General features: G+C 46.3%; 18 protein-coding genes and 1 tRNA gene. 11 read left to right on the forward strand and 8 right to left on the reverse strand.

Annotated elements, in window-relative coordinates:
• Positions 1 to 52 precede the first annotated feature (52 nt).
• The 4 genes from NIES208_RS08615 to NIES208_RS08630 all read right to left on the reverse strand — a co-directional run bounded on the left by NIES208_RS08615 (position 53) and on the right by NIES208_RS08630 (position 1,874).
• Complete coding sequence (locus NIES208_RS08615; RefSeq protein WP_075891756.1) at positions 53 to 502, reverse strand: SMI1/KNR4 family protein; 450 nt, start codon at positions 500 to 502, stop codon at positions 53 to 55.
• Between the two features lie 13 nt (positions 503 to 515).
• Positions 516 to 911 carry a deaminase domain-containing protein gene (locus NIES208_RS19910; RefSeq protein WP_075891758.1) on the reverse strand — a complete coding sequence of 132 codons (396 nt, stop codon included), beginning with the start codon at positions 909 to 911 and terminating at the stop codon, positions 516 to 518.
• Between the two features lie 37 nt (positions 912 to 948).
• A complete protein-coding gene (gene rph, locus NIES208_RS08625; protein ID WP_075891760.1) occupies positions 949 to 1,674 on the reverse strand; it encodes a ribonuclease PH in 726 nt (241 codons plus the stop codon).
• A 128-nt stretch (positions 1,675 to 1,802) separates the two neighbouring features.
• A tRNA-Lys gene (locus NIES208_RS08630) sits at positions 1,803 to 1,874 on the reverse strand.
• Between the two features lie 277 nt (positions 1,875 to 2,151).
• On the opposite strand from NIES208_RS08630, the gene clpS reads away from it, so the two are divergent.
• The 3 genes from clpS to NIES208_RS08645 are packed head-to-tail and all read left to right on the forward strand — an operon-like array spanning position 2,152 to position 3,662.
• Positions 2,152 to 2,445, forward strand: coding sequence for an ATP-dependent Clp protease adapter ClpS (gene clpS / locus NIES208_RS08635; protein ID WP_075891762.1), 294 nt, complete (start codon positions 2,152 to 2,154; stop codon positions 2,443 to 2,445).
• Complete coding sequence (locus tag NIES208_RS08640; RefSeq protein ID WP_075891764.1) at positions 2,446 to 2,736, forward strand: DUF2103 domain-containing protein; 291 nt, start codon at positions 2,446 to 2,448, stop codon at positions 2,734 to 2,736. It begins immediately after the preceding gene.
• A gap of 20 nt (positions 2,737 to 2,756) precedes the next feature.
• Positions 2,757 to 3,662: a YegS/Rv2252/BmrU family lipid kinase gene (locus NIES208_RS08645; protein ID WP_075891766.1), complete on the forward strand. Its 906-nt coding sequence runs from the start codon at positions 2,757 to 2,759 to the stop codon at positions 3,660 to 3,662.
• Positions 3,663 to 3,784: 122 nt separating this feature from the next.
• Here NIES208_RS08645 and NIES208_RS08650 read toward each other — a convergent pair whose 3' ends face one another.
• Complete coding sequence (locus NIES208_RS08650) at positions 3,785 to 6,031, reverse strand: ATP-dependent helicase (protein WP_075891768.1); 2,247 nt, start codon at positions 6,029 to 6,031, stop codon at positions 3,785 to 3,787.
• Positions 6,032 to 6,432: 401 nt separating this feature from the next.
• Here NIES208_RS08650 and NIES208_RS08655 point away from each other — a divergent pair, with 401 nt between their 5' ends.
• The 6 genes from NIES208_RS08655 to glgA all read left to right on the forward strand — a co-directional run bounded on the left by NIES208_RS08655 (position 6,433) and on the right by glgA (position 13,354).
• Positions 6,433 to 7,665, forward strand: coding sequence for a septal ring lytic transglycosylase RlpA family protein (locus NIES208_RS08655; protein ID WP_075891770.1), 1,233 nt, complete (start codon positions 6,433 to 6,435; stop codon positions 7,663 to 7,665).
• Positions 7,666 to 7,826: 161 nt separating this feature from the next.
• Positions 7,827 to 8,810, forward strand: coding sequence for an ABC transporter ATP-binding protein (locus NIES208_RS08660; protein WP_075891772.1), 984 nt, complete (start codon positions 7,827 to 7,829; stop codon positions 8,808 to 8,810).
• A gap of 139 nt (positions 8,811 to 8,949) precedes the next feature.
• On the forward strand, positions 8,950 to 9,606 hold the full coding sequence (gene clpP / locus NIES208_RS08665; RefSeq protein WP_075891774.1) for an ATP-dependent Clp endopeptidase proteolytic subunit ClpP: 657 nt from the start codon (positions 8,950 to 8,952) through the stop codon (positions 9,604 to 9,606).
• A 43-nt stretch (positions 9,607 to 9,649) separates the two neighbouring features.
• On the forward strand, positions 9,650 to 10,990 hold the full coding sequence (clpX, locus tag NIES208_RS08670) for an ATP-dependent protease ATP-binding subunit ClpX (protein WP_075891776.1): 1,341 nt from the start codon (positions 9,650 to 9,652) through the stop codon (positions 10,988 to 10,990).
• 12 nt (positions 10,991 to 11,002) lie between these two features.
• On the forward strand, positions 11,003 to 11,836 hold the full coding sequence (locus tag NIES208_RS08675) for an alpha/beta fold hydrolase (RefSeq protein ID WP_075891778.1): 834 nt from the start codon (positions 11,003 to 11,005) through the stop codon (positions 11,834 to 11,836).
• Between the two features lie 81 nt (positions 11,837 to 11,917).
• Complete coding sequence (glgA, locus tag NIES208_RS08680; RefSeq protein ID WP_075891780.1) at positions 11,918 to 13,354, forward strand: glycogen synthase GlgA; 1,437 nt, start codon at positions 11,918 to 11,920, stop codon at positions 13,352 to 13,354.
• Between the two features lie 19 nt (positions 13,355 to 13,373).
• Here the strand turns inward: glgA and menD are convergent, their stop codons facing one another.
• The 3 genes from menD to NIES208_RS08695 form a co-directional block, all read right to left on the reverse strand.
• Positions 13,374 to 15,101 (reverse strand): 2-succinyl-5-enolpyruvyl-6-hydroxy-3-cyclohexene-1-carboxylic-acid synthase, encoded by a 1,728-nt coding sequence (gene menD, locus NIES208_RS08685; RefSeq protein ID WP_075891782.1) that lies wholly within the window; start codon positions 15,099 to 15,101, stop codon positions 13,374 to 13,376.
• A 146-nt stretch (positions 15,102 to 15,247) separates the two neighbouring features.
• Positions 15,248 to 15,661 carry a hypothetical protein gene (locus NIES208_RS08690; RefSeq protein ID WP_075891834.1) on the reverse strand — a complete coding sequence of 138 codons (414 nt, stop codon included), beginning with the start codon at positions 15,659 to 15,661 and terminating at the stop codon, positions 15,248 to 15,250.
• An 86-nt stretch (positions 15,662 to 15,747) separates the two neighbouring features.
• On the reverse strand, positions 15,748 to 16,521 hold the full coding sequence (locus NIES208_RS08695; RefSeq protein WP_075891784.1) for an ABC transporter permease: 774 nt from the start codon (positions 16,519 to 16,521) through the stop codon (positions 15,748 to 15,750).
• 242 nt (positions 16,522 to 16,763) lie between these two features.
• Between NIES208_RS08695 and grpE the strand changes: the two genes are divergently transcribed.
• Positions 16,764 to 17,498: a nucleotide exchange factor GrpE gene (gene grpE, locus NIES208_RS08700; protein WP_225875279.1), complete on the forward strand. Its 735-nt coding sequence runs from the start codon at positions 16,764 to 16,766 to the stop codon at positions 17,496 to 17,498.
• A gap of 159 nt (positions 17,499 to 17,657) precedes the next feature.
• Positions 17,658 to 17,939: a hypothetical protein gene (locus tag NIES208_RS08705; protein ID WP_139325020.1), complete on the forward strand. Its 282-nt coding sequence runs from the start codon at positions 17,658 to 17,660 to the stop codon at positions 17,937 to 17,939.
• Positions 17,940 to 18,337 lie beyond the last annotated feature (398 nt).

Consider the following 18,337-nt stretch of genomic DNA (forward strand, 5'->3'; position numbering starts at 1 on the left):
CACCAGATATTTAGAGTAAAAAGGTAATCAGGATATGGTGAATATTTATAGTTTAGTTGTATTCACTAAATAAGTTAATTTCTGCCTCTAAAAAATCACTAAAGCAGTCGTGAATTTGGACAAAGATCTTATTATTTTGCCCTTCAGAATAATGATAAATTGGTGGGTCTTGACCTTCAGAAGTTTTAAAAAAGCTGAATTGATAACCTTGGTGCATAAAGAATACGAAAGCATCAGAAGGCAGCTTTACTAGGGACTTATCTTCATCTAATAACTCCGCAGCCCATACTTGAAGTGAAGGTAAATGCTTAAAAAAGCAGTCTTCGCCTTTCCAAAAGTCTCGTGCCCCGTGACCTAGGATTAACAATAAGTCGATATAGACTTGGGGAAGAGAAATATCCAATGCCTTTTCAAGTTCTCTTACTTCATTTAGAGAACAGGGTTTATTGTCCTTGAGGTTATTTTTTAAAAAGTCCAGAGGATGATTAGTAACGATACTCATGATTTTCTCAATCCTACGAATAACTATGACTAACTTTCAAAATTATGTTAGGAAAACGCCTCTTGAATTGAACAATGACATCCTGACAGGAAAGGCATGGTGCACGTTCTGTGTGTAAGCGAATTGTACCGCTAATGTTATGGGAGTTGCTGTACATCGACGCAATGTATTCCAGTACTTTGTATTCTGAATCAGCGTCACGATCATGTCCCGGCGGCGGATTTATCAGTGTGAACTGACGATTTTGTTGCTGTGGCAATGGCAAACCACCATAGCTGTTATTTCTTCCGCTTACTGCATATATGACAGATGTATGAGAACCGATTACACAAACAGCGACCGTAATATTTCTACGACCAGAGATATTGTGCCGTCTTTTCAGCTCATCGATAACGGTTTTTAAACTCATTTAGATAAATCAATAGCTGCAGTCAATGTCGGCTTATTTAATTGGCACTTTGAATCGCTTGTTGTTGCAGTTCGGTGAGTTCTTGAATTCCTGTTTCCGCCACATCAAGAATTTGATTGAGTTCGGCGCGCGTGTAGCTGCCAGCCTCCGCAGTACCTTGCACTTCGATGAGATTTTTTCCGTCAATCATCACCACATTGCAATCGACATCAGCGGCAAAATCTTCGGGATAGTTCAAATCAAGAAAGGCTTCTCCTTCGATGAGACCGACTGAAATGGCAGCAACGGGAGCAATAATGGGTGATTTTTCGAGAATACCTTCTTTCACTAGACGATTGAGGGCGATCGCCACCCCGACAAAACCACCTGTAATGGAAGTTGTGCGTGTACCACCATCAGCCTGCATCACATCCGCATCGACCGTAATCGTTCTTTCCCCAAGGGCTTCGAGATCCACTGCCGCCCGCAGACTCCGACCAATTAACCTCTGAATTTCTTGGGTACGCCCGGACAGTTTCATAAATTCCCGCCGCTGACGTTCTGGCGTTGCACCCGGCATCATGCGATATTCTGCCGTCAGCCAACCTTGCCCACTATCTTTCAGAAAAGGTGGCACGCGATCTTCGACTGAAATCGTACATAAAACCTTGGTATCGCCACAGGATGTCAACACAGAAGCCTTGGCAAATTTTGTGAAATCCACCTCAAACTTGAAAGGGCGTAGTTGATCAAAGGTGCGATTATCCGGACGTTGCCAAGCCATAAAAATAATTTAAATATTGCAAAATTCTGACAACGCCATCATACTCGTTTGCCCACGTCGCGAAAAAAGTCGTCTAAAAACTCAAAAATCCTGCCAAGATGTTTGATCTTGCAGGACTCTCAAAAAAATGGGTCGTCAGAGATTCGAACTCTGGACCAATCGGTTAAAAGCCGAGTGCTCTACCGCTGAGCTAACGACCCTTTTGTGTTGCTCAACACAGTTATACAATCTAGCATCGGTTTTCAAGAAAGGCAATAGTAAATTAAAAATTAGTGACAAAAAGTTTTAGAGTGATGGCGATCGCCAAATTTTTAGAGTTCTAAGATCAAATCCTCCTTCAGGTTGTCATTTCAGAAACAGCTCTTTAGAATGAATGGGTATGTAGTGCTGGCATCAAATCCCTCAAAGCTTTATAGAGAAAGGGGTTTGCTACATTTTTTCCAGTATTTTTTATTCCTCTACCACTGACGCATTTCTATGGCAACGGCTCCGACTCTCACTCCAGAAAGCGCAAGTAAAACCATCCGTAAGCCTTATCCAAACTTTAAGGTGATTGTACTCAATGACGATGTCAATACCTTTCAAGGTGTAGCGGAAGCTCTGATGACTTATATTCCCAATATGACCAGCGATCGCGCCTGGGATTTAACGAATCAAGTGCATTTTGACGGCCAGGCGATCGTTTGGGTTGGCCCCCAAGAACCTGCAGAGCTCTATCATCAACAGTTGCGTCGCGCGGGTTTAACGATGGCTCCCCTAGAGGCGGCTTAAATGAATAGTTCTGATGAGTCTGGTCGCTTAGTCTGGAACCATTCCACCCACCTTGATGGTTTAATTCCGATCCTCAAAAAGTTGGTGGGCTACCAAGGTATTCGCACCATTACGCCGGGGGCTCTTGGTCGGGCGAAAGGCAATATCCCCAAGCTCAAATTGCGGGTATCTGTGCCCCTGCGCGGTGGCTTTAAGGTCATCGCCCGCAAGGGAAAGTCTGTACAAGAGGTTTTTATCGTCACAGATTTATCTCAACTGGAATTAGAACAGGCGATCGCCACCGTACTTTAAAGCTCATCATCGGAGGCTCCATGAAAAAAGTTTGCCTAGTGTTCAATCCCGTTTCAGGCTCAGGAAATGCCCCCCAAGACCTCGAAAAAATTCGAGCACAGCTTATCGATCATGTAGCGCTCGATATTCGATTTACAGCGCAGGATAAAAGCGCTGCCGCGATTACGGAAGAAGCCATTCGAGAAGGAGCTGAGTTGGTGATTGCTGCTGGCGGTGACGGGACTGTGTCCCAAGTTGCTTCTCTCTTGACAAATACCGATGTTCCGATGGCTGTCATTCCACGGGGTACAGCTAACGCTTTCGCGGCAGCATTAAATTTACCCACAGATATTAGTAAAGCCTGTGATGTCGTCTTATCGGGGCAACCTCAAAAAATTGATGGGGCGACCTGTCAAGGGGACTTTATGACCTTGTTAGCCGGCATTGGCTTAGAAGCTGCCACCATTGATCAAACTGACCGTGAAACAAAGCAGAAATTTGGTGTGCTGGCCTACCTTGCAACGGCAGTGAAACAGTTAAAGCAATTGCAGTCTTTCAGTGCTTCCCTTGACTGCGGCGATCGCCAAGCAGAATACAAAAATGTACTAGCAATCACCGTGGCAAACCTTGCCCCAAGCACTTCTATTTTGGCGCAGGGAACCAAAACAGTCTCAGGCAAAGACGGCCTATTAGATGTGACAATTTTAACCATGCCTGCCGCAGATGACCCTGTACTAGGAGTTTTGAGCGCATCTTACGAACTCTTTCAATCAGCTCTCCAGGACAACGAAGCGCAGCATCCGGCGGTGACTTCTCTACGGACTCCCACAGTCACCATTCAAACAGACCCGCCCCAACAATTAGTATTAGACGGAGAAATGAAAGGCAAAACACCAGTGTTTTTTGAAGCCATTCCCGATAGTCTCTGGGTGCAGATGCCAGCATGATTTGACAATCCGTTTCGCCATCAAGTTTAGTCGCTGCAACTCTTAAATTCACCTATCATTCCCGCGTCTCCCCATCTCCCTAAAAATTGCAGATGTAATCCCTCAAGCCAAACCAGCGTCATTTACTGTTGTGCTCGTAGGTATTGCAAGGCACGGCTCATTTCTTTAGTTTTTAGGGAGCTTTGATGCGGTTTAAACACACTCCATGAAAAAGCAGTTTCCTTCGCGGCTGATAGCCAGAGCAAACGTTTAGCGCGGGTCATGGCCACATATAGTAAACGATATTCCTCTTCCTGTTTGAGTTGCTGGGCTTCCTGCCAAGCAGCCGCAGCATCAGAAAAGTTTTGCCGCGAAGCAGTGTGTTCTTGTCGGTGGACAAACTGCCGAATTTGGGCACGGGCGACCTCTGCTAAGGTGTAATCGCCTAAAAATTTAGCGGCATTGGGAACCCATCCGGCTCCGGAGATTTCATCTTCGTGGAGGAACGGCACAAAGACATAATCCCAATCCAACCCCTTTGACTTGTGCATGGTCAAAATGGTCACTTGATTTTTTTTTGTATAAACAGACTCGCTATCTTCATCAATATCTTTAAAGCCGTCTCGTATTAGCTCTTGCAAAATACTGAGGGTCTGCTGGAGGGATTTTTTGTCTGTGACTGTTTGGGCAATATGTTCGGATAATTTTTGCACTGTTGCCAACTCTGTTGCTCGGTAGTCGAGGGTCATTGCCAAAAAAGGAATGAGTTGATGGTGTGGTAATTCCCAACGGGCTTGCAAAAGGCGATCGCATAGTGCCTGTGCTTCAAGGATTTGCGGTTGGTCTGGTAGCGGGTCGAGGGGAGCGGGGTAGAGGAATTTTTCGGGGTAAGCGGCAAGGCGACTTAAATCTTGGGTGGCAATTTGCTGGCGATCGCCTAATACTTGGAGCGCATCCCGGAGACAATCGGGGGAATGGGGGCGGTCGAGAAATCGCAAAATGGCATAAATTTCAGCAGGGATCTGGCTATGATTATTTCCCTCTTGGGCTTCATACATCCCAAAAGCACTGTGGCGAAATCTTTCCTTTAAAATGTCTGCGATAAATTTCCCTTGGCGGTGACGACGCACCAAAATTGCGGCATTATGGTCAGGATTTTCTGTGAATAGCTTTTCTAGGCGATCGCCGATTAACTCAACCGTTTGGTAAATATTGTCCGGTTGCTCAATTTCAACCCCTTGCCCTGTCGGTGCAGGATTAGCATTCCGTTGCGGATCATCCGCTGCCACAGGGGTAATATCTTGCAGACGATAGGCACGCCGCTCAGGGCTTGATTGTCCCCCTGCCCAAGACAATAGTTGATTGGCCGCTGTAATGATGGTTTGACTCGACCGTCCCGCCTGCTGAATTTCAGCACAATAGACCTCTTCACAAAAGCGGTTGAAATAAAAGGGATCGGCTGGTGTAAAAGTGGAATTAATCGCCTGATTGGGATCCCCCACCCGCACCAAATTCGTTTTCCCCGCCACGCGATCGCCAGCGAGAAGCGATAAAAGCTTTTCCTGGAGGGGACTCGAATCCTGCGCCTCATCCTCAAAAACCCCATAAATCTGAGTTTGCCAAAGATCCTGTAACTCCTCCACCTCTAAAACTCGCAAAGCCCCTAAAATCATGTCGTCATAATCAATCAAATTACGCAGGCACATGAGCTGTTGATATTTTTCGTATAAACCTGCGGCCACCGTCATCAAGGAGTAGCGATCGCCCCTGAGATCTCCCAAATAGGCCAGCTCAGCAGGCTGCAAATTAGAGCTTTTCGCCTCATGGATCACCGTTTGTGCCAACTGTGGCAAGATTTCTGTCCTAAGGGCAAACTGCCGCCTCAGCCGTTCCGTCTCCTCCTGATCCTCCTGCTTACCTGCCAATAAACCTTGAAACAGCCCCTCATTTTCTTGAATCCATAGCTCGACCGCCTCCTGCATCACTGGATGACTGGCGTGGGTATGGGTTAAGGTCACCCGTTCTAAGTCCAGCCCTGAAACTTCCGGATGGCGACTCGCAATCTGTAAGGCCAGCCCGTGGAGCGTTTGCACCGTAAAGCCCACTGCCGGTAACCGCGCCGCCTTGAGATAAGCACAAATTTTCTGTTTAATACTGCTCGCTGCCGACCGCGTAAAGGTCACCACCACTAACTGTTTTTGCTGGTGCAGTTGCTGTCGCGCCAAGGTCATCACGGCGGCGATCGCCAAGGCATGGGACTTCCCGGAACCCGGTACTGCCGAAATTGCCATTGCCCCAGCTTGCCACTGCGCCAACTCAATTTGTCCCGGCCTCAAGCCCGACATTAACCCACGCAAAAAAGCTTCTTGATCAGAACTTAAGTGATTCATCTCCCTCTAAAGGATGATTTTTTATAAAGACGACTGTATTCAAAAGAACAAAAGACGACGCAAGAATATTTGATTTGCTTATTGATTTTAGTTCAAACAATCAGCAAAGCTTTTAAATAAGAAATCATAATAGGCGCTTTAGCCTGATCTTCTTTATTGGCGAGCAAACCCCTATCTATCAGGAAATTTAGCTTTTTTTTTTAGGTTGTGGAAGTCCGCGATATAGGTATTTTGTACCATTAAGGTCGGGGATCGCCCGGTTTTCCACAGGAATTGTTGGGTTATAAAACTTTAGACTGAAACAAATTTTACTTGCATTGATAGCTCTCTACCTAATGTTTTAAAACATCGGGATTGCAGTATCACAATACTTTCTCTGAATTTTAAAATTCCACTTGTTTATGCGCTTATCAAAACTGACGGGATTTCTGTCTGGTTTAGGGGTTTCTATGATTGTCACGGCGACTGAGTTTGTCCCTGTGCCGGCGATCGCCACGATGGAGCCTCCGTCAAAGTCCCATAATCGCTTCGACAGAAATCACACCGCGGATGTTGTGGCTACGCTCCAGTCACCCGCAGCAGCCGAGTCAAATGTTGACCAAACAAAGGGCTCCCTCGGCGGTGAAACCGTCCTTGCAGAAGCAGAGCTTGCGTCCCAGCGTGAGAGGTTAGCAGAAAATCCTCTATGTCAGTTGGTGACAGAAACAACGGCACGCCCTGAGGCGATCGCGACAGCAAAGATTAAAGCCCCGACACCCTCTAGATTTTCCAACTTTGTTTCTAGCTTTGTCCAGAGATTACTGCGCCTTGTTGGCCTTGAACGTTTAGCCCAAGCAGAGCCAGTGGCAACTAGCCCCGTGGCAGTGGTGAGTAAGCCCATGGCCAATCCCACGAATAATGCACCGTCCCAAACCGCATCTAATGCCGAAACTGCTCGGTTCGTCAGCGATCGCCCCCAGGCGGTGGCAGCGCCCCTAGAATCTGATTATGAAGTTTGGGTCAAGGGGAATTTGGTGGCAACCGTTCGTTCCCAAGAGAAAGCCAACCTGTTAGCCCAGCGTTTAGAGCGCCTAGTGGAAACAGAAGTGTTTAACGCCACAGCGATTACGCCGAAGCTGCACCAAGAACAGCCGGCGATCGCCATGGGAGAACAAATACTATTTGTCATTGACGAAACCATTACCCGCGAAGACATCAAAAACTACGAAATTCTCGCCATCCGTTGGGCAAATAATTTACGCCTCGCCTTTGGTGTACCAGCCTTAGATTTGATCACAGCCCAGACGAACATGTATCAAATTGAAGAAACAAGCCAAGCCCTCGATGGTCTAGCTTCTTGGTATGGCCCCTATTTTCATGGTCGCCTAACAGCCAATGGTGAAATCTATGACCAGTACGCCTTTACCGCAGCACATCCCTCCATGCCCCTCGACACTTTTTTGAAAGTGACAAATCTCGACAATCAGAAAAGCGTCATTATTCGATTAAATGATCGCGGTCCCTACATTGCCCCCCGTAACCTAGACCTTTCCCTCGGCGCAGCCCGCTGTTTGGGGAGTGTAGAAACCGGAGTGATTCCCTACAAAGCGACCATTATGGAACGGAGTCCAGCCCTAGCCGCGGAAGAAATCTAAGGTGACTTGAAACTCAGCCCATCAATGGCTTAATACGAGCAGAGGCAACTTGTCTCTGCTTTATAATTTCTTGTGCGTTTCATTTTGGGGCGCAATCTTAGTTCCCATCAATAACCCACAAATATCTAATAAATACGGCGATCGCCCTTTCGGAGTGCCCCATGTCCATCATTGCAGTTGAGCAACTGAGCAAAACCTATCCCGTTGCCCTCAAAGAACCCGGTCTTAAAGGTACGATCCAGCACTTCTTTAAACGGCGGTATCGCCACATTAAAGCCGTCGAAAATATTTCATTTCACATCCAGCCCGGCGAAATGGTCGGTTTCCTTGGCCCCAACGGTGCCGGAAAAACCACAACCCTTAAAATGCTCACCGGCTTAATCCATCCCTCCCAGGGACAAGTAAAAGTCGCCGGAGCAACACCATTCCGTCGCCAATCTAGCTTTCTGCGCAAAATTAGTTTAGTCATGGGGCAAAAACAACAACTCCTCTGGGATTTACCCGCCCTTGATTCCTTGCGCATCAATGCCGCCATCTACGATATTCCAGAAAATATTTTCCAAGAACGCTTAACCGAACTCAGTGCGATGCTTTCCCTAGACAGCAAACTGACCCAGCCCATTCGCAAGCTTTCCCTCGGCGAACGCATGAAAGCCGAACTCCTCGCCGCCCTACTCCACCACCCCAAAGTCCTGTTCCTGGACGAGCCGACCCTCGGACTAGATGTGAATGCCCAAGTGGCCGTGCGAAATTTCCTGCGGGAATATAACCAACGCTACGGCGCAACAATTTTATTAACCAGTCACTATATGGCTGACATTACAGCCCTGTGTGAACGGGTTTTACTCATTCACCAAGGACAATTAATTTACGACGGTAGCCTCGATCAGCTCCTGAGCGATTTTTCGCCCTATCGCGAAGTGAAAGTTGAGCTGGCAAATGTTTATAGCCGAGAGCAGCTCACTCGCTTTGGAGAAGTGGAAAGTATCAATGGCCAAGAAATTTGTTTTCTCGTTAAACAAGAACAATTAACCAGTCAAATCTCACAAATTTTAGAACAGCTACCTGTTTTGGATTTGAGTATCAATGATCCACCTATTGAAGAAATCATTGGACGCGTCTTTAGTCTGGGTGCTGTCACCTAAAGAAAATCAGTGGAGCGACTGGGGTCAAAGTAATGCAGTATATTCCGCTTGTCGCTATCATGGTGATGGGTTTTACGATTTTGTAAACCAAATTTGATTTCAACTCGTTTTTTGATTTTTATTAGGCGATCGCACCACTATGGTTCAGTCACTCACCTCCTACCAGAGCTTACTCAGCAAATCTAACCCCTACGCATTTTCCATGGGTAGCGCTGTTGTGCCGATGGTTGTCGAACAATCTGGAATGGGCGAACGTGCCTTTGATTTATACTCGCGCCTGCTGCGGGAAAGAATTATTTTCCTAGGTAGCGCCATTGACGATACCGTGGCCGACTCCATCGTGGCACAGCTACTATTTCTTGATGCAGAAGATGCCGAGAAAGATATTCAGATTTATATCAACTCCCCCGGTGGCTCTGTCTATGCGGGGATGGCTATTTACGATACGATGCAGCAGATTCGCCCCGATGTCGTGACAATTTGTTACGGGATTGCCGCCAGCATGGGTGCTTTTCTCTTGTCCGGTGGTACAAAAGGGAAGCGCATGGCTTTGCCTAGCTCGCGCGTCATGATTCACCAGCCTTTGGGCGGTGCTCAAGGTCAAGCTGTTGATATTGAGATTCAGGCTAAAGAGATTTTATACATTAAAGAAAAGTTGAATTCTTTAATTGCTGACCATACAAGTCAACCATTTGATAAAGTGGCGGAAGATACTGAGCGCGACTTTTATATGTCAGCGGAAGAAGCCTGCGAGTATGGCCTCATTGACAAGGTTATTACCCCGGACGCTACTTAAACCTTATTGCCCATCTTGACCAAGAGGCTCTACGAAAAACTTTATGTCTAAATATGACTCCCACCTTAAATGCTCTTTTTGTGGCAAGTCCCAAGAGCAAGTCCGAAAGCTAATTGCTGGACCGGGCGTTTATATTTGCGATGAATGCGTAGAGCTTTGCAATGAGATTCTTGATGAAGAGTTGATGGAAAACGCGGCAGGCATGCCCCCTAGTGTGGCGCGATCGCCGGAAAAAAATCAGCAGAAAAGTCCGCCCCCAAAGATCAAATTTGAAGATATTCCCAAGCCACGGGAAATCAAAGAGTACCTCGACGAACATGTCATTGGTCAAAGCGAAGCCAAAAAGGTATTATCCGTGGCGGTCTACAACCATTACAAACGCCTTAGTTTGCTGCCAGACGAAGAAGATCCAGAACCGGCTACCGATGGCATTGAACTAAATAAATCCAATATTTTATTAATTGGCCCCACTGGCTGCGGTAAAACGCTGTTGGCGCAGACTTTAGCCCAAATCTTGGATGTGCCCTTCGCTGTGGCAGATGCGACCACTTTAACTGAAGCGGGTTATGTTGGCGAGGATGTCGAAAATATTCTGCTGCGCCTATTGCAGGTGGCAGACCTTGACGTAGAAGAAGCCCAGCGTGGCATTATCTACATTGACGAAATCGATAAGATTGCCCGTAAGAGCGAAAATCCCTCCATTACCCGTGATGTTTCTGGAGAAGGCGTTCAGCAAGCTCTCCTAAAGATGCTCGAAGGCACGATCGCCAATGTGCCTCCCCAGGGTGGGCGCAAACATCCCTATCAAGACTGCATTCAGATTGACACCAAAAATATTCTGTTTATCTGCGGCGGTGCTTTTGTTGGACTCGATAAGGTGATTGAGCGCCGTGTCGGGAAAAAAAGTATGGGCTTTGTGCGGCCTGGTGAAGAGGGTTCGAAGAAGGAAGAACGGACTGCCGAATTGCTGCAACATCTTTCCTCGGAAGACCTCGTTAAGTACGGTATGATTCCTGAATTTACGGGGCGCATTCCGGTGATGGCCTCACTTAATTCTCTGGATGAAGATACCCTCATCGAAATTTTAACGAAGCCGAAAAATGCCATTGTCAAGCAGTATTGTAAGTTGCTGAAGATGGATAATGTTGAGCTAGAGTTTGAACCTGCTGCGGTACAGGCGATCGCCCAAGAGGCTTACCGACGCAAAACAGGGGCAAGGGCGCTACGGGGCATTGTTGAAGAACTCATGCTCGATGTTATGTATGAAATTCCATCGCGGGAAGATTTACGACGTTGTAAGATCACCCAAGAAATGGTCGAAAAACGCTCGACAGCGGAACTTCTACTCCATCCTTCTTCTCTCCCCAAGCCTGAATCTGCTTAGGAATTACGCAGTATGGCAAAGGTTGAAGTGCGCGGCGTTTCCCATTATTTTGAGTGGCTGCAGCAGGATAGTTCTGAAACTAAACCAACGATGTTATTTGTGCATGGTTGGGGTGGCTCTAGTCAGTATTGGCAGGAAACAGCACGGCAATTTAGCGCCCAGTATGATTGTCTGATCTATGATTTAAAAGGTTTTGGGCGATCGCCGCTACCCGCCAATTATCAAGGTGATTTTGCCCTACAAGAGTACGCGCTAGATTTAGCTGAACTGATTCGCGCGCTAAACATTTCAACACCGTTAGTGCTCAACGCCCATTCAATGGGTGCTTCCATCGCCGCTTTATTTACGGAAAAATATCCTGAGCAAGTTGAACGGTTAATCCTGAACTGCAATGGTGTTTTTAGCTACAATGAGCGGGCTTTTGCCATCTTTCAAAAAATTGGTAAGGGTATCGTTAAATTTCGGTTTCCTTGGCTCGCCGCTGTGCCTTTTATGGATCGCATTGCGATCGCCCGTTTTCTGAAGCGTCCCATTAATAAGGGCGATCGCCAACAGTTTTTAGCCGATTATCTTGCTGCCGATGGCGCTGCTGCTGCTGGAACACTGGTTGCCGCCGTAAACAAAGACATGGTGACCCGTTTACCCGCCGCTTTCAAACAGATCCAATGTCCGACATTATTTTTGTCGGGAGAAAATGATCAGATTATCCCCGCCGAACAGGCAAAGGCGGCGATCGCCCTCAATCCCAACTTTCAATACACAGAAATTCCGGGAGTTGGACATTTTCCAATGTTAGAAAGCCCGGACATTTACCAACAACAAATCCAGCAATTTTTAGGCCGTTAATCGAAATTTAGCAATTCTCTATTGCTTTTGTCTGAGTGAATGATACGCTCTAACAGAACATTCCATTCCGAGACAGCCCCTATGCGTATCTTGTTCGTATCTGCCGAAGCTACTCCCATCGCAAAAGCGGGGGGAATGGGTGATGTTGTGGGCGCACTCCCCAAGGCACTACGGCAATTAGGGCATGATGTTCGTATTTTTATGCCCTACTATGGCTTCCTCAACCAAAAAATGGAGTTGCCATCAGAGCCAGTTTGGTGGGGAACAGCAATGTTTAATGATTTTGCTGTCTACGAAACAACCCTGCCCGATAGCGACGTGCCGTTATATTTATTTGGTCATCCCGCTTTTGATCATTGCGGCATCTATGGCGGTATGGACGAATATTGGCGATTTACCTTTTTCTCCAACGGTGCGGCAGAATTTATTTGGAACCACTGGAAACCCCAAATTGTCCATTGCCACGACTGGCACACAGGTATGATCCCTGTTTGGATGCACCAGTCTCCGGACATTAGCTCTGTTTTTACCATTCACAATCTCGCCTATCAGGGCCCCGGTCGCGGTTTTCTAGAACAGACAACGTGGTGTCCTTGGTATATGGATGGTGACAATGCCATGGCATCGGCGTTAATGTTTGCCAATCAAGTGAATACCGTTTCACCGACCTATGCGGAACAAATTAAAACAAAGCTGTACGGCGAAAAATTAGAAGGCTTATTATCTTGGATTAGCGGTAAAAGTCGCGGCATTGTGAATGGGATTGATGCGGAGCGTTACAATCCGAGCACCGATACCTACATCCCCCAAACATTTTCGAGTGAAACGTTAGATGATCGAGCCGCCAATAAGGTTGCGTTACAGGAAGAGGTCGGCCTGACAGTCAACAAAAAAGCTTTTTTGATGGCCATGGTGACCCGCCTCGTCGAGCAAAAGGGCATTGATCTCCTGATGCAAATCCTTGAGCAGTTTATGTCCTACACTGATGCCCAGCTCGTTATTTTGGGAACTGGCGATCGCCACTATGAGACCCAGCTATGGCAAATGGCCTATCGCCATAAGGGACGGATGTCGGTGCAGCTGTTGTATAACGATGGTTTATCGCGGCGTATTTATGCGGGTTCTGATGTTTATCTCATGCCGTCCCGCTTTGAACCTTGTGGAATCAGTCAAATGATGGCGATGCGTTATGGTTCGATTCCCATTGTGCGTCGTACTGGCGGCTTAGTTGATACGGTTGCTTTTCATGATCCCATTGAGCAGACGGGTACAGGTTTTGCTTTTGATCGTTACGAACCCCTCGATATGTACACTTGCATGGTGCGGGCGTGGGAAAGTTTTCGGTATAAAGATGAATGGAAAAAGCTGCAACAACGGGCAATGCGCACTGATTTTAGCTGGTACAACCCTGCGGGGGAATATCTAAAAATGTATCGCCAGAGTATGGGAGCTGAGCCTGTTTTAACGGAGGATGAAATGGATAAAATCCAGCATCTCATCAAGGAAAATCAACTTTAATTTCCTTTAAAAAAGTCAGCTATTGAAATATCTGAAATAATGCTTTCAGCCATTGGGTATCTCGTTGGCGATCGCCGAGAATTTCAATTAATTGCATGCCTTGTTTAGGTAAATTTGAAAGCACTGAAACCAAGGCACTTTCATCGGTTATTTTTTGATAATTTATTGCGTAAGTTGCCGCTAATTTTTCTAGGCTGGGTAGTTGTGGTGTAACGAAATATTCTTCAAAGACATCATCGACGGTGGCGATCGGTAACATTTCAAAAATGCCACCACCATTGTTATTCACCACAATAATTGTCAGGGAGCCAGAGCATTGGGAGACTGTCAAAAATCCATTGGTATCATGCAGTAGCGCCAAATCGCCAGTGAGCAAAACACAAGGTCTATCATTGTTGCTGTGGGCTAAGGCGATCGCCGTGGATAGCGTCCCGTCAATGCCATTGGCACCGCGATTGAAATAGGGCTGGATTTGTCTTTTATTTTGCTGCCAAAAAAATTCGGCATAACGCACGGTCATACTATTGGCAAAAAAGATAGAGCTCTTTTCTGGCAAATATTGAGAGAGTAACCATGCCACTTTTGCCTCTATGAAATTTGGTTCAGTACGGAAAGATTTGGCGATCGCCACTAATGTTTGCTGCTGATAAAATTGCCATTTCTGGGCATAGTCAGAGTGAGATTTTTGATTGTTTGAAAGTACTTGTGAAATCTGCTCAATAGATGTTGAAAGTGTGTGAGTAGGACGGTGTAACGGGTCAAGATTATCGGAATTTGGCGAGATCACCCAAGTTGGAATTTGATCTTTTTGTAGCCAAGCTCTTAAGGTTTTACTCGTTGGCAATGCACCGATTTGAATCACAACTTCTGGCAATAACGCCTCAGCACTATCAGAATTCCTCAGAATGAAATCATAGGTTGTAATAAGTTCAAAATCAGCAAAGTTTCTGAGGGGTGAAAGAGCCTCTGCCAACACCGGGTAGCCGAGAGTTTGTGAAAGAGTAGCGATCGCCGCTGTATAGTTTTTCGGATTGTCAGGCTGATCAACGCCCGCGATGATAATCCCTTTTTTTCCTTCCCACTGCTCGACGGGTAAATGCAGCGACAAAAGTTGCGATGGTGTAGGAGAAGTAATATTTTGAAAAAAGAGAACTGGGTCGATTTGGTTTCGTAAAAAATCAACGGAATTATCTAGAATATTTGGCGGTAATGGGTCACGAAAGGGGCAGTTGAGATGGGCAACACCGCATTGGGGAAACAGCGATTTTCGCCAAGCTTGCACCATTGTTTGGCGAGCATATTGGAGCATTTCTAAGCGCGCGACGGGGGTTGCCATTTCACTAAAAAATTGGGCAAACTCACCAAAAAGATTGATCTGATTAATGGTTTGACCAGAGGAACATTGCCGTAATTCTGGGGGGCGATCGCCCGTTAAAACGATTAGCGGTACGTGACTGTAGCGGGCTTCGATGACTGCTGGGTAAAAATTCGCGCCCGCTGTCCCCGACGTACAAACCAAAACGGTTGGGATGCCCGAAGCTTTTGCCAATCCTAATGCCCAAAAACCTGCCGAACGCTCATCGAGGACGGGAATCGCTTCAATATCAGGGTGTCGGGCGAGGGCGACGGTGAGGGGTGTCGAGCGGGAGCCGGGGCAAATAATCGCACTTTTTAACCCCAACTGCGCTAGGGTTTCCACCATTACCGATGCCCACAGGCTGTTGAGGTTGTTGAAGTTTAAAGCCATGCTTGTCGGCGATCGCCTTTGTCTTTGCTGCGTATCAAATCTCTGGACTAAAATCCTTCCTTGGGGAAGGGGGTCGAAGACCGGAAGGGGTTTCGATAGGTCACGGGCTTTAGGTAAATTAATCTCCCTTGAAAGAAAGACTCAAATTACTTGATTTTCTCAGGATTTTTTATCCGCTCTTCTAACTCCTCAAAAGTTTTGAGCACAAGGCGCTTCGCTTCTAGTTGCCAACCCCACCGTTGCACTTGAATGGCGGCGGGAATAGCCAAGGCTGGCGCAATAAAATCAAGGGGCTGTCGCAAAGAAATCCCAAACAACAAACCTAAACCCGCAATACCCCAAAATGGCAATGCCACCGACTGACGATTATCTTCGATTAAGTTCGCGAAAAAACCCTTGGGCATTTGCTCAACGAGTTCCGCCTTGAGGGCTTCAATTTGCCGCAGATTGAGACCTAACGCAAATTTACGGCGTAATTTTTCAATTTTGCGGGCATCAGAGCTATATTCCGTCAGCTCATCCTCTGCCATGCGAATCAAGTTGTCTAGTTTTGTCGTCATTACATTTTGCTCCTGCCCAACCAAAGGTATTGTGACTTTACCAGTACCCCCAGTGCAACTATCCTGAGACAAAAACGCTGCAATCACTAAAATTGCCGGCGACTTAAAACGTAAATGGCGATCGCCTGCAAGAGCACCACATAGACAATGCCATAGATGGCACTAAACAATAGGGTATTGCCATCGGGAATCACACCGTACACCACATCATTGCGGAAGTTCAGCCGCGATAAATCCGGCAAAATCGTATAGAGATTTTCTGTAATCCATTGCACACCGGCGTTTTCACTCAGTTCACCGAGCTTCACTAAATCCGTACTAAAGTGGCCAACGAGATAAACCCCGAAAGATAAGAGCGTTGCCAAAAGCGAACTGGTAAACACACCAAAGGCGATCGCCACCGCCACAATCAACATCAACTCCAAAAATAAATAGGCGATCGATACCAAAATTGGCCCCGCAAAAAACGGTCGATCCGCCCAAGTGAGAAAGCCAAAATAAATGACCACCATCACCGCCAACATCACCCCAATCACCGCCGACAAGCCAATATGTTTGCCGATAATTAATTCTGCACGGCTAATCGGTTTGGGAATTAAAACCAAAATCGTACGTTTCTCAATTTCTTTGTTGACCAGCCCTGTACCCACAAAAATGGCCACCAAAACACTTAAAATACCGATCATTCCCAGACCAAAATCCACCACAATTTTGTCGCCCGCCGTCGCCGAAATATCTGGTAAAATCCTCACGGCAATGCCGAAGGTCAAAGCATAAAAGCCAAGGAAATACAAAATACGATCGCGAATCACTTCACGAAAACAGTTAGTGGCGATCGCCCAGATGCGCTTAAAGTTCATACTCTTGTTTAACGTCGTCGTCGCTGCTCTAAATCAAAATCAGCATATCAAGATTTTTCAGCCACAAAATAGGCACATCCGGTTTTCTTTAGAGATTCAGGTTTTCGTAACCTGTGATACTTTTTAACGTTTCGCAAACAAAATAGCGGTTTTGTCGATGGCACAGGGGAAAATGCTAAAAAACTGACCAGTCAATTTTTGTGATGGACGAAGGTTAGAGATTTGAGTGTTTAGAGTAAGGAATGACGCAGGCAATGGACAATTTAAGTGGTGAGCAGTTGCAGCGGTTAATGGCAGAGAAAGGCCTTACCTCAGAGTCACAACTGGCAGCAGCGACGGGAGTTGCAGAACGACAAATTTACCGTTTGGGTCAAGGTTTGATTTGCGCCTTACCGATCGCCGACCTAGTGAAATTAGCCCAATATTTTGAACTAAGCGTGGATGATTTTTTAGGAGCATTCCTCCCCATTGCAGTGCAGCCCATGGACTTTGACGCTAATGTTGGGCGATCGCCAGCCCCTTCAACCCCAGAACCAGAACTCCCGACCGACGAAATAGAACAGCAAATAGAAGCCTTAGAAAGCCCCGAAATCACAGCCCTCAAAGCCGAATACAATCGCCTCGAACAAACCTTTGAGCAACAAAAAAATACGCTCCAGCAACAATGGCAACAAGCCGCCCTTGAGCAGCTAGAATCTTGGCTTTTACAATGGTCAGCCGCCGCCAAAGCCGCCCAAGAGAACCCCGATTTTCCAGCCAAAACCCTAGTCGCCCTAGCAAAACCTTTTGATCAACTCCTCGAAAGTTGGCATGTCACTCCCATCGGCTCAGTCGGCGAAACTGTCGAGTACGATCCCCAAATTCACCAACTCGTTAAAGGCGGATTTGATACCCAAACTGGCGATCCCGTCACAATTCAAAATGTTGGCTACATGCAAGGCGATCGCCTCCTCCACCGCGCCAAAGTAATGTCCTAGCCTCATAAAAATGAACTAAGTATTTCCGGATGGTCGCCCCCAGAATCGAGTACTGGAGTAAAGCTACCCAGACACAATCCCATGTCAGCCAATGTCTGTATCATCACAAATCAGCCTAAACAAAAATCGAAACTAACACAGTTTCTGAGACATCATCCATTGGTTACAGCAAATTTTCCTCGCAATCTACAACAAATTTTTGAGTTGACCCAAGAGTCAACCATTTTACTGATCATCATTGCCCTGAACGAAGCACCAACCCTAGCAAAAAAAACCTGTCAGTCTCTCAAAAAGCATCCCCAGACCAAACACACCCCCATTGTTCTCGTCCAGTACAAAAGCCCCTTAGAAAAACAACAGTTGGCCGATGCCTATTTACCCAGAGACTTTAATCTCCAAGACTTTAACCAAATCATGCGCCAGTTAACCATTGGATACTAAAGTGACAGGTTTACCACATCCTATTGATAGACAAAATCACCCTTTAATGACCACTGAAACCCTCAGAAAAACCGTCGAATTCTTATTCAAAATACCTATACAATCAGAACAAATACGCCAGATACTTTTTTTGAGAATAGATTAATCAAAGATCTTTTTGCCACTCTAGGGTTGACAGATTTTTAGATAAAAAAAGAGTCTAGTTGATAAACCTTGGAAAAGAATTAATCAGGTTTAAATTCTATCTCAAAAAAACGGAGCATAAATATTTTATGCCTAGTTATTTTTCGCCAATAAAAAGCCCTGAACAGCTACTCTCGAAGCATTCAGGGCTCATCAATTTCTTTCCTACTTATTAGTATAGTGATAACTGATGTGAATAATATTGGGTAAATAGC

It is taken from the genome of [Limnothrix rosea] IAM M-220 (genome assembly GCF_001904615.1).
Taxonomy (GTDB): domain Bacteria; phylum Cyanobacteriota; class Cyanobacteriia; order Cyanobacteriales; family MRBY01; genus MRBY01.

What these genes read in the sequence shown, in the direction of transcription:
- clpX (WP_075891776.1), top strand. Translation starts at nt 9,650, where the DNA reads ATGTCTAAATATGACTCCCACCTTAAATGCTCTTTTTGTGGCAAGTCC.
- NIES208_RS08650 (WP_075891768.1), bottom strand. Translation starts at nt 6,031, where the DNA reads ATGAATCACTTAAGTTCTGATCAAGAAGCTTTTTTGCGTGGGTTAATG.
- grpE (WP_225875279.1), top strand. Translation starts at nt 16,764, where the DNA reads ATGACGCAGGCAATGGACAATTTAAGTGGTGAGCAGTTGCAGCGGTTA.
- NIES208_RS08675 (WP_075891778.1), top strand. Translation starts at nt 11,003, where the DNA reads ATGGCAAAGGTTGAAGTGCGCGGCGTTTCCCATTATTTTGAGTGGCTG.
- rph (WP_075891760.1), bottom strand. Translation starts at nt 1,674, where the DNA reads ATGGCTTGGCAACGTCCGGATAATCGCACCTTTGATCAACTACGCCCT.
- glgA (WP_075891780.1), top strand. Translation starts at nt 11,918, where the DNA reads ATGCGTATCTTGTTCGTATCTGCCGAAGCTACTCCCATCGCAAAAGCG.
- NIES208_RS19910 (WP_075891758.1), bottom strand. Translation starts at nt 911, where the DNA reads ATGAGTTTAAAAACCGTTATCGATGAGCTGAAAAGACGGCACAATATC.
- NIES208_RS08640 (WP_075891764.1), top strand. Translation starts at nt 2,446, where the DNA reads ATGAATAGTTCTGATGAGTCTGGTCGCTTAGTCTGGAACCATTCCACC.
- clpS (WP_075891762.1), top strand. Translation starts at nt 2,152, where the DNA reads ATGGCAACGGCTCCGACTCTCACTCCAGAAAGCGCAAGTAAAACCATC.
- NIES208_RS08655 (WP_075891770.1), top strand. Translation starts at nt 6,433, where the DNA reads ATGCGCTTATCAAAACTGACGGGATTTCTGTCTGGTTTAGGGGTTTCT.
- NIES208_RS08615 (WP_075891756.1), bottom strand. Translation starts at nt 502, where the DNA reads ATGAGTATCGTTACTAATCATCCTCTGGACTTTTTAAAAAATAACCTC.
- NIES208_RS08645 (WP_075891766.1), top strand. Translation starts at nt 2,757, where the DNA reads ATGAAAAAAGTTTGCCTAGTGTTCAATCCCGTTTCAGGCTCAGGAAAT.
- NIES208_RS08690 (WP_075891834.1), bottom strand. Translation starts at nt 15,661, where the DNA reads ATGACGACAAAACTAGACAACTTGATTCGCATGGCAGAGGATGAGCTG.
- NIES208_RS08660 (WP_075891772.1), top strand. Translation starts at nt 7,827, where the DNA reads ATGTCCATCATTGCAGTTGAGCAACTGAGCAAAACCTATCCCGTTGCC.
- NIES208_RS08695 (WP_075891784.1), bottom strand. Translation starts at nt 16,521, where the DNA reads ATGAACTTTAAGCGCATCTGGGCGATCGCCACTAACTGTTTTCGTGAA.
- menD (WP_075891782.1), bottom strand. Translation starts at nt 15,101, where the DNA reads ATGGCTTTAAACTTCAACAACCTCAACAGCCTGTGGGCATCGGTAATG.
- clpP (WP_075891774.1), top strand. Translation starts at nt 8,950, where the DNA reads ATGGTTCAGTCACTCACCTCCTACCAGAGCTTACTCAGCAAATCTAAC.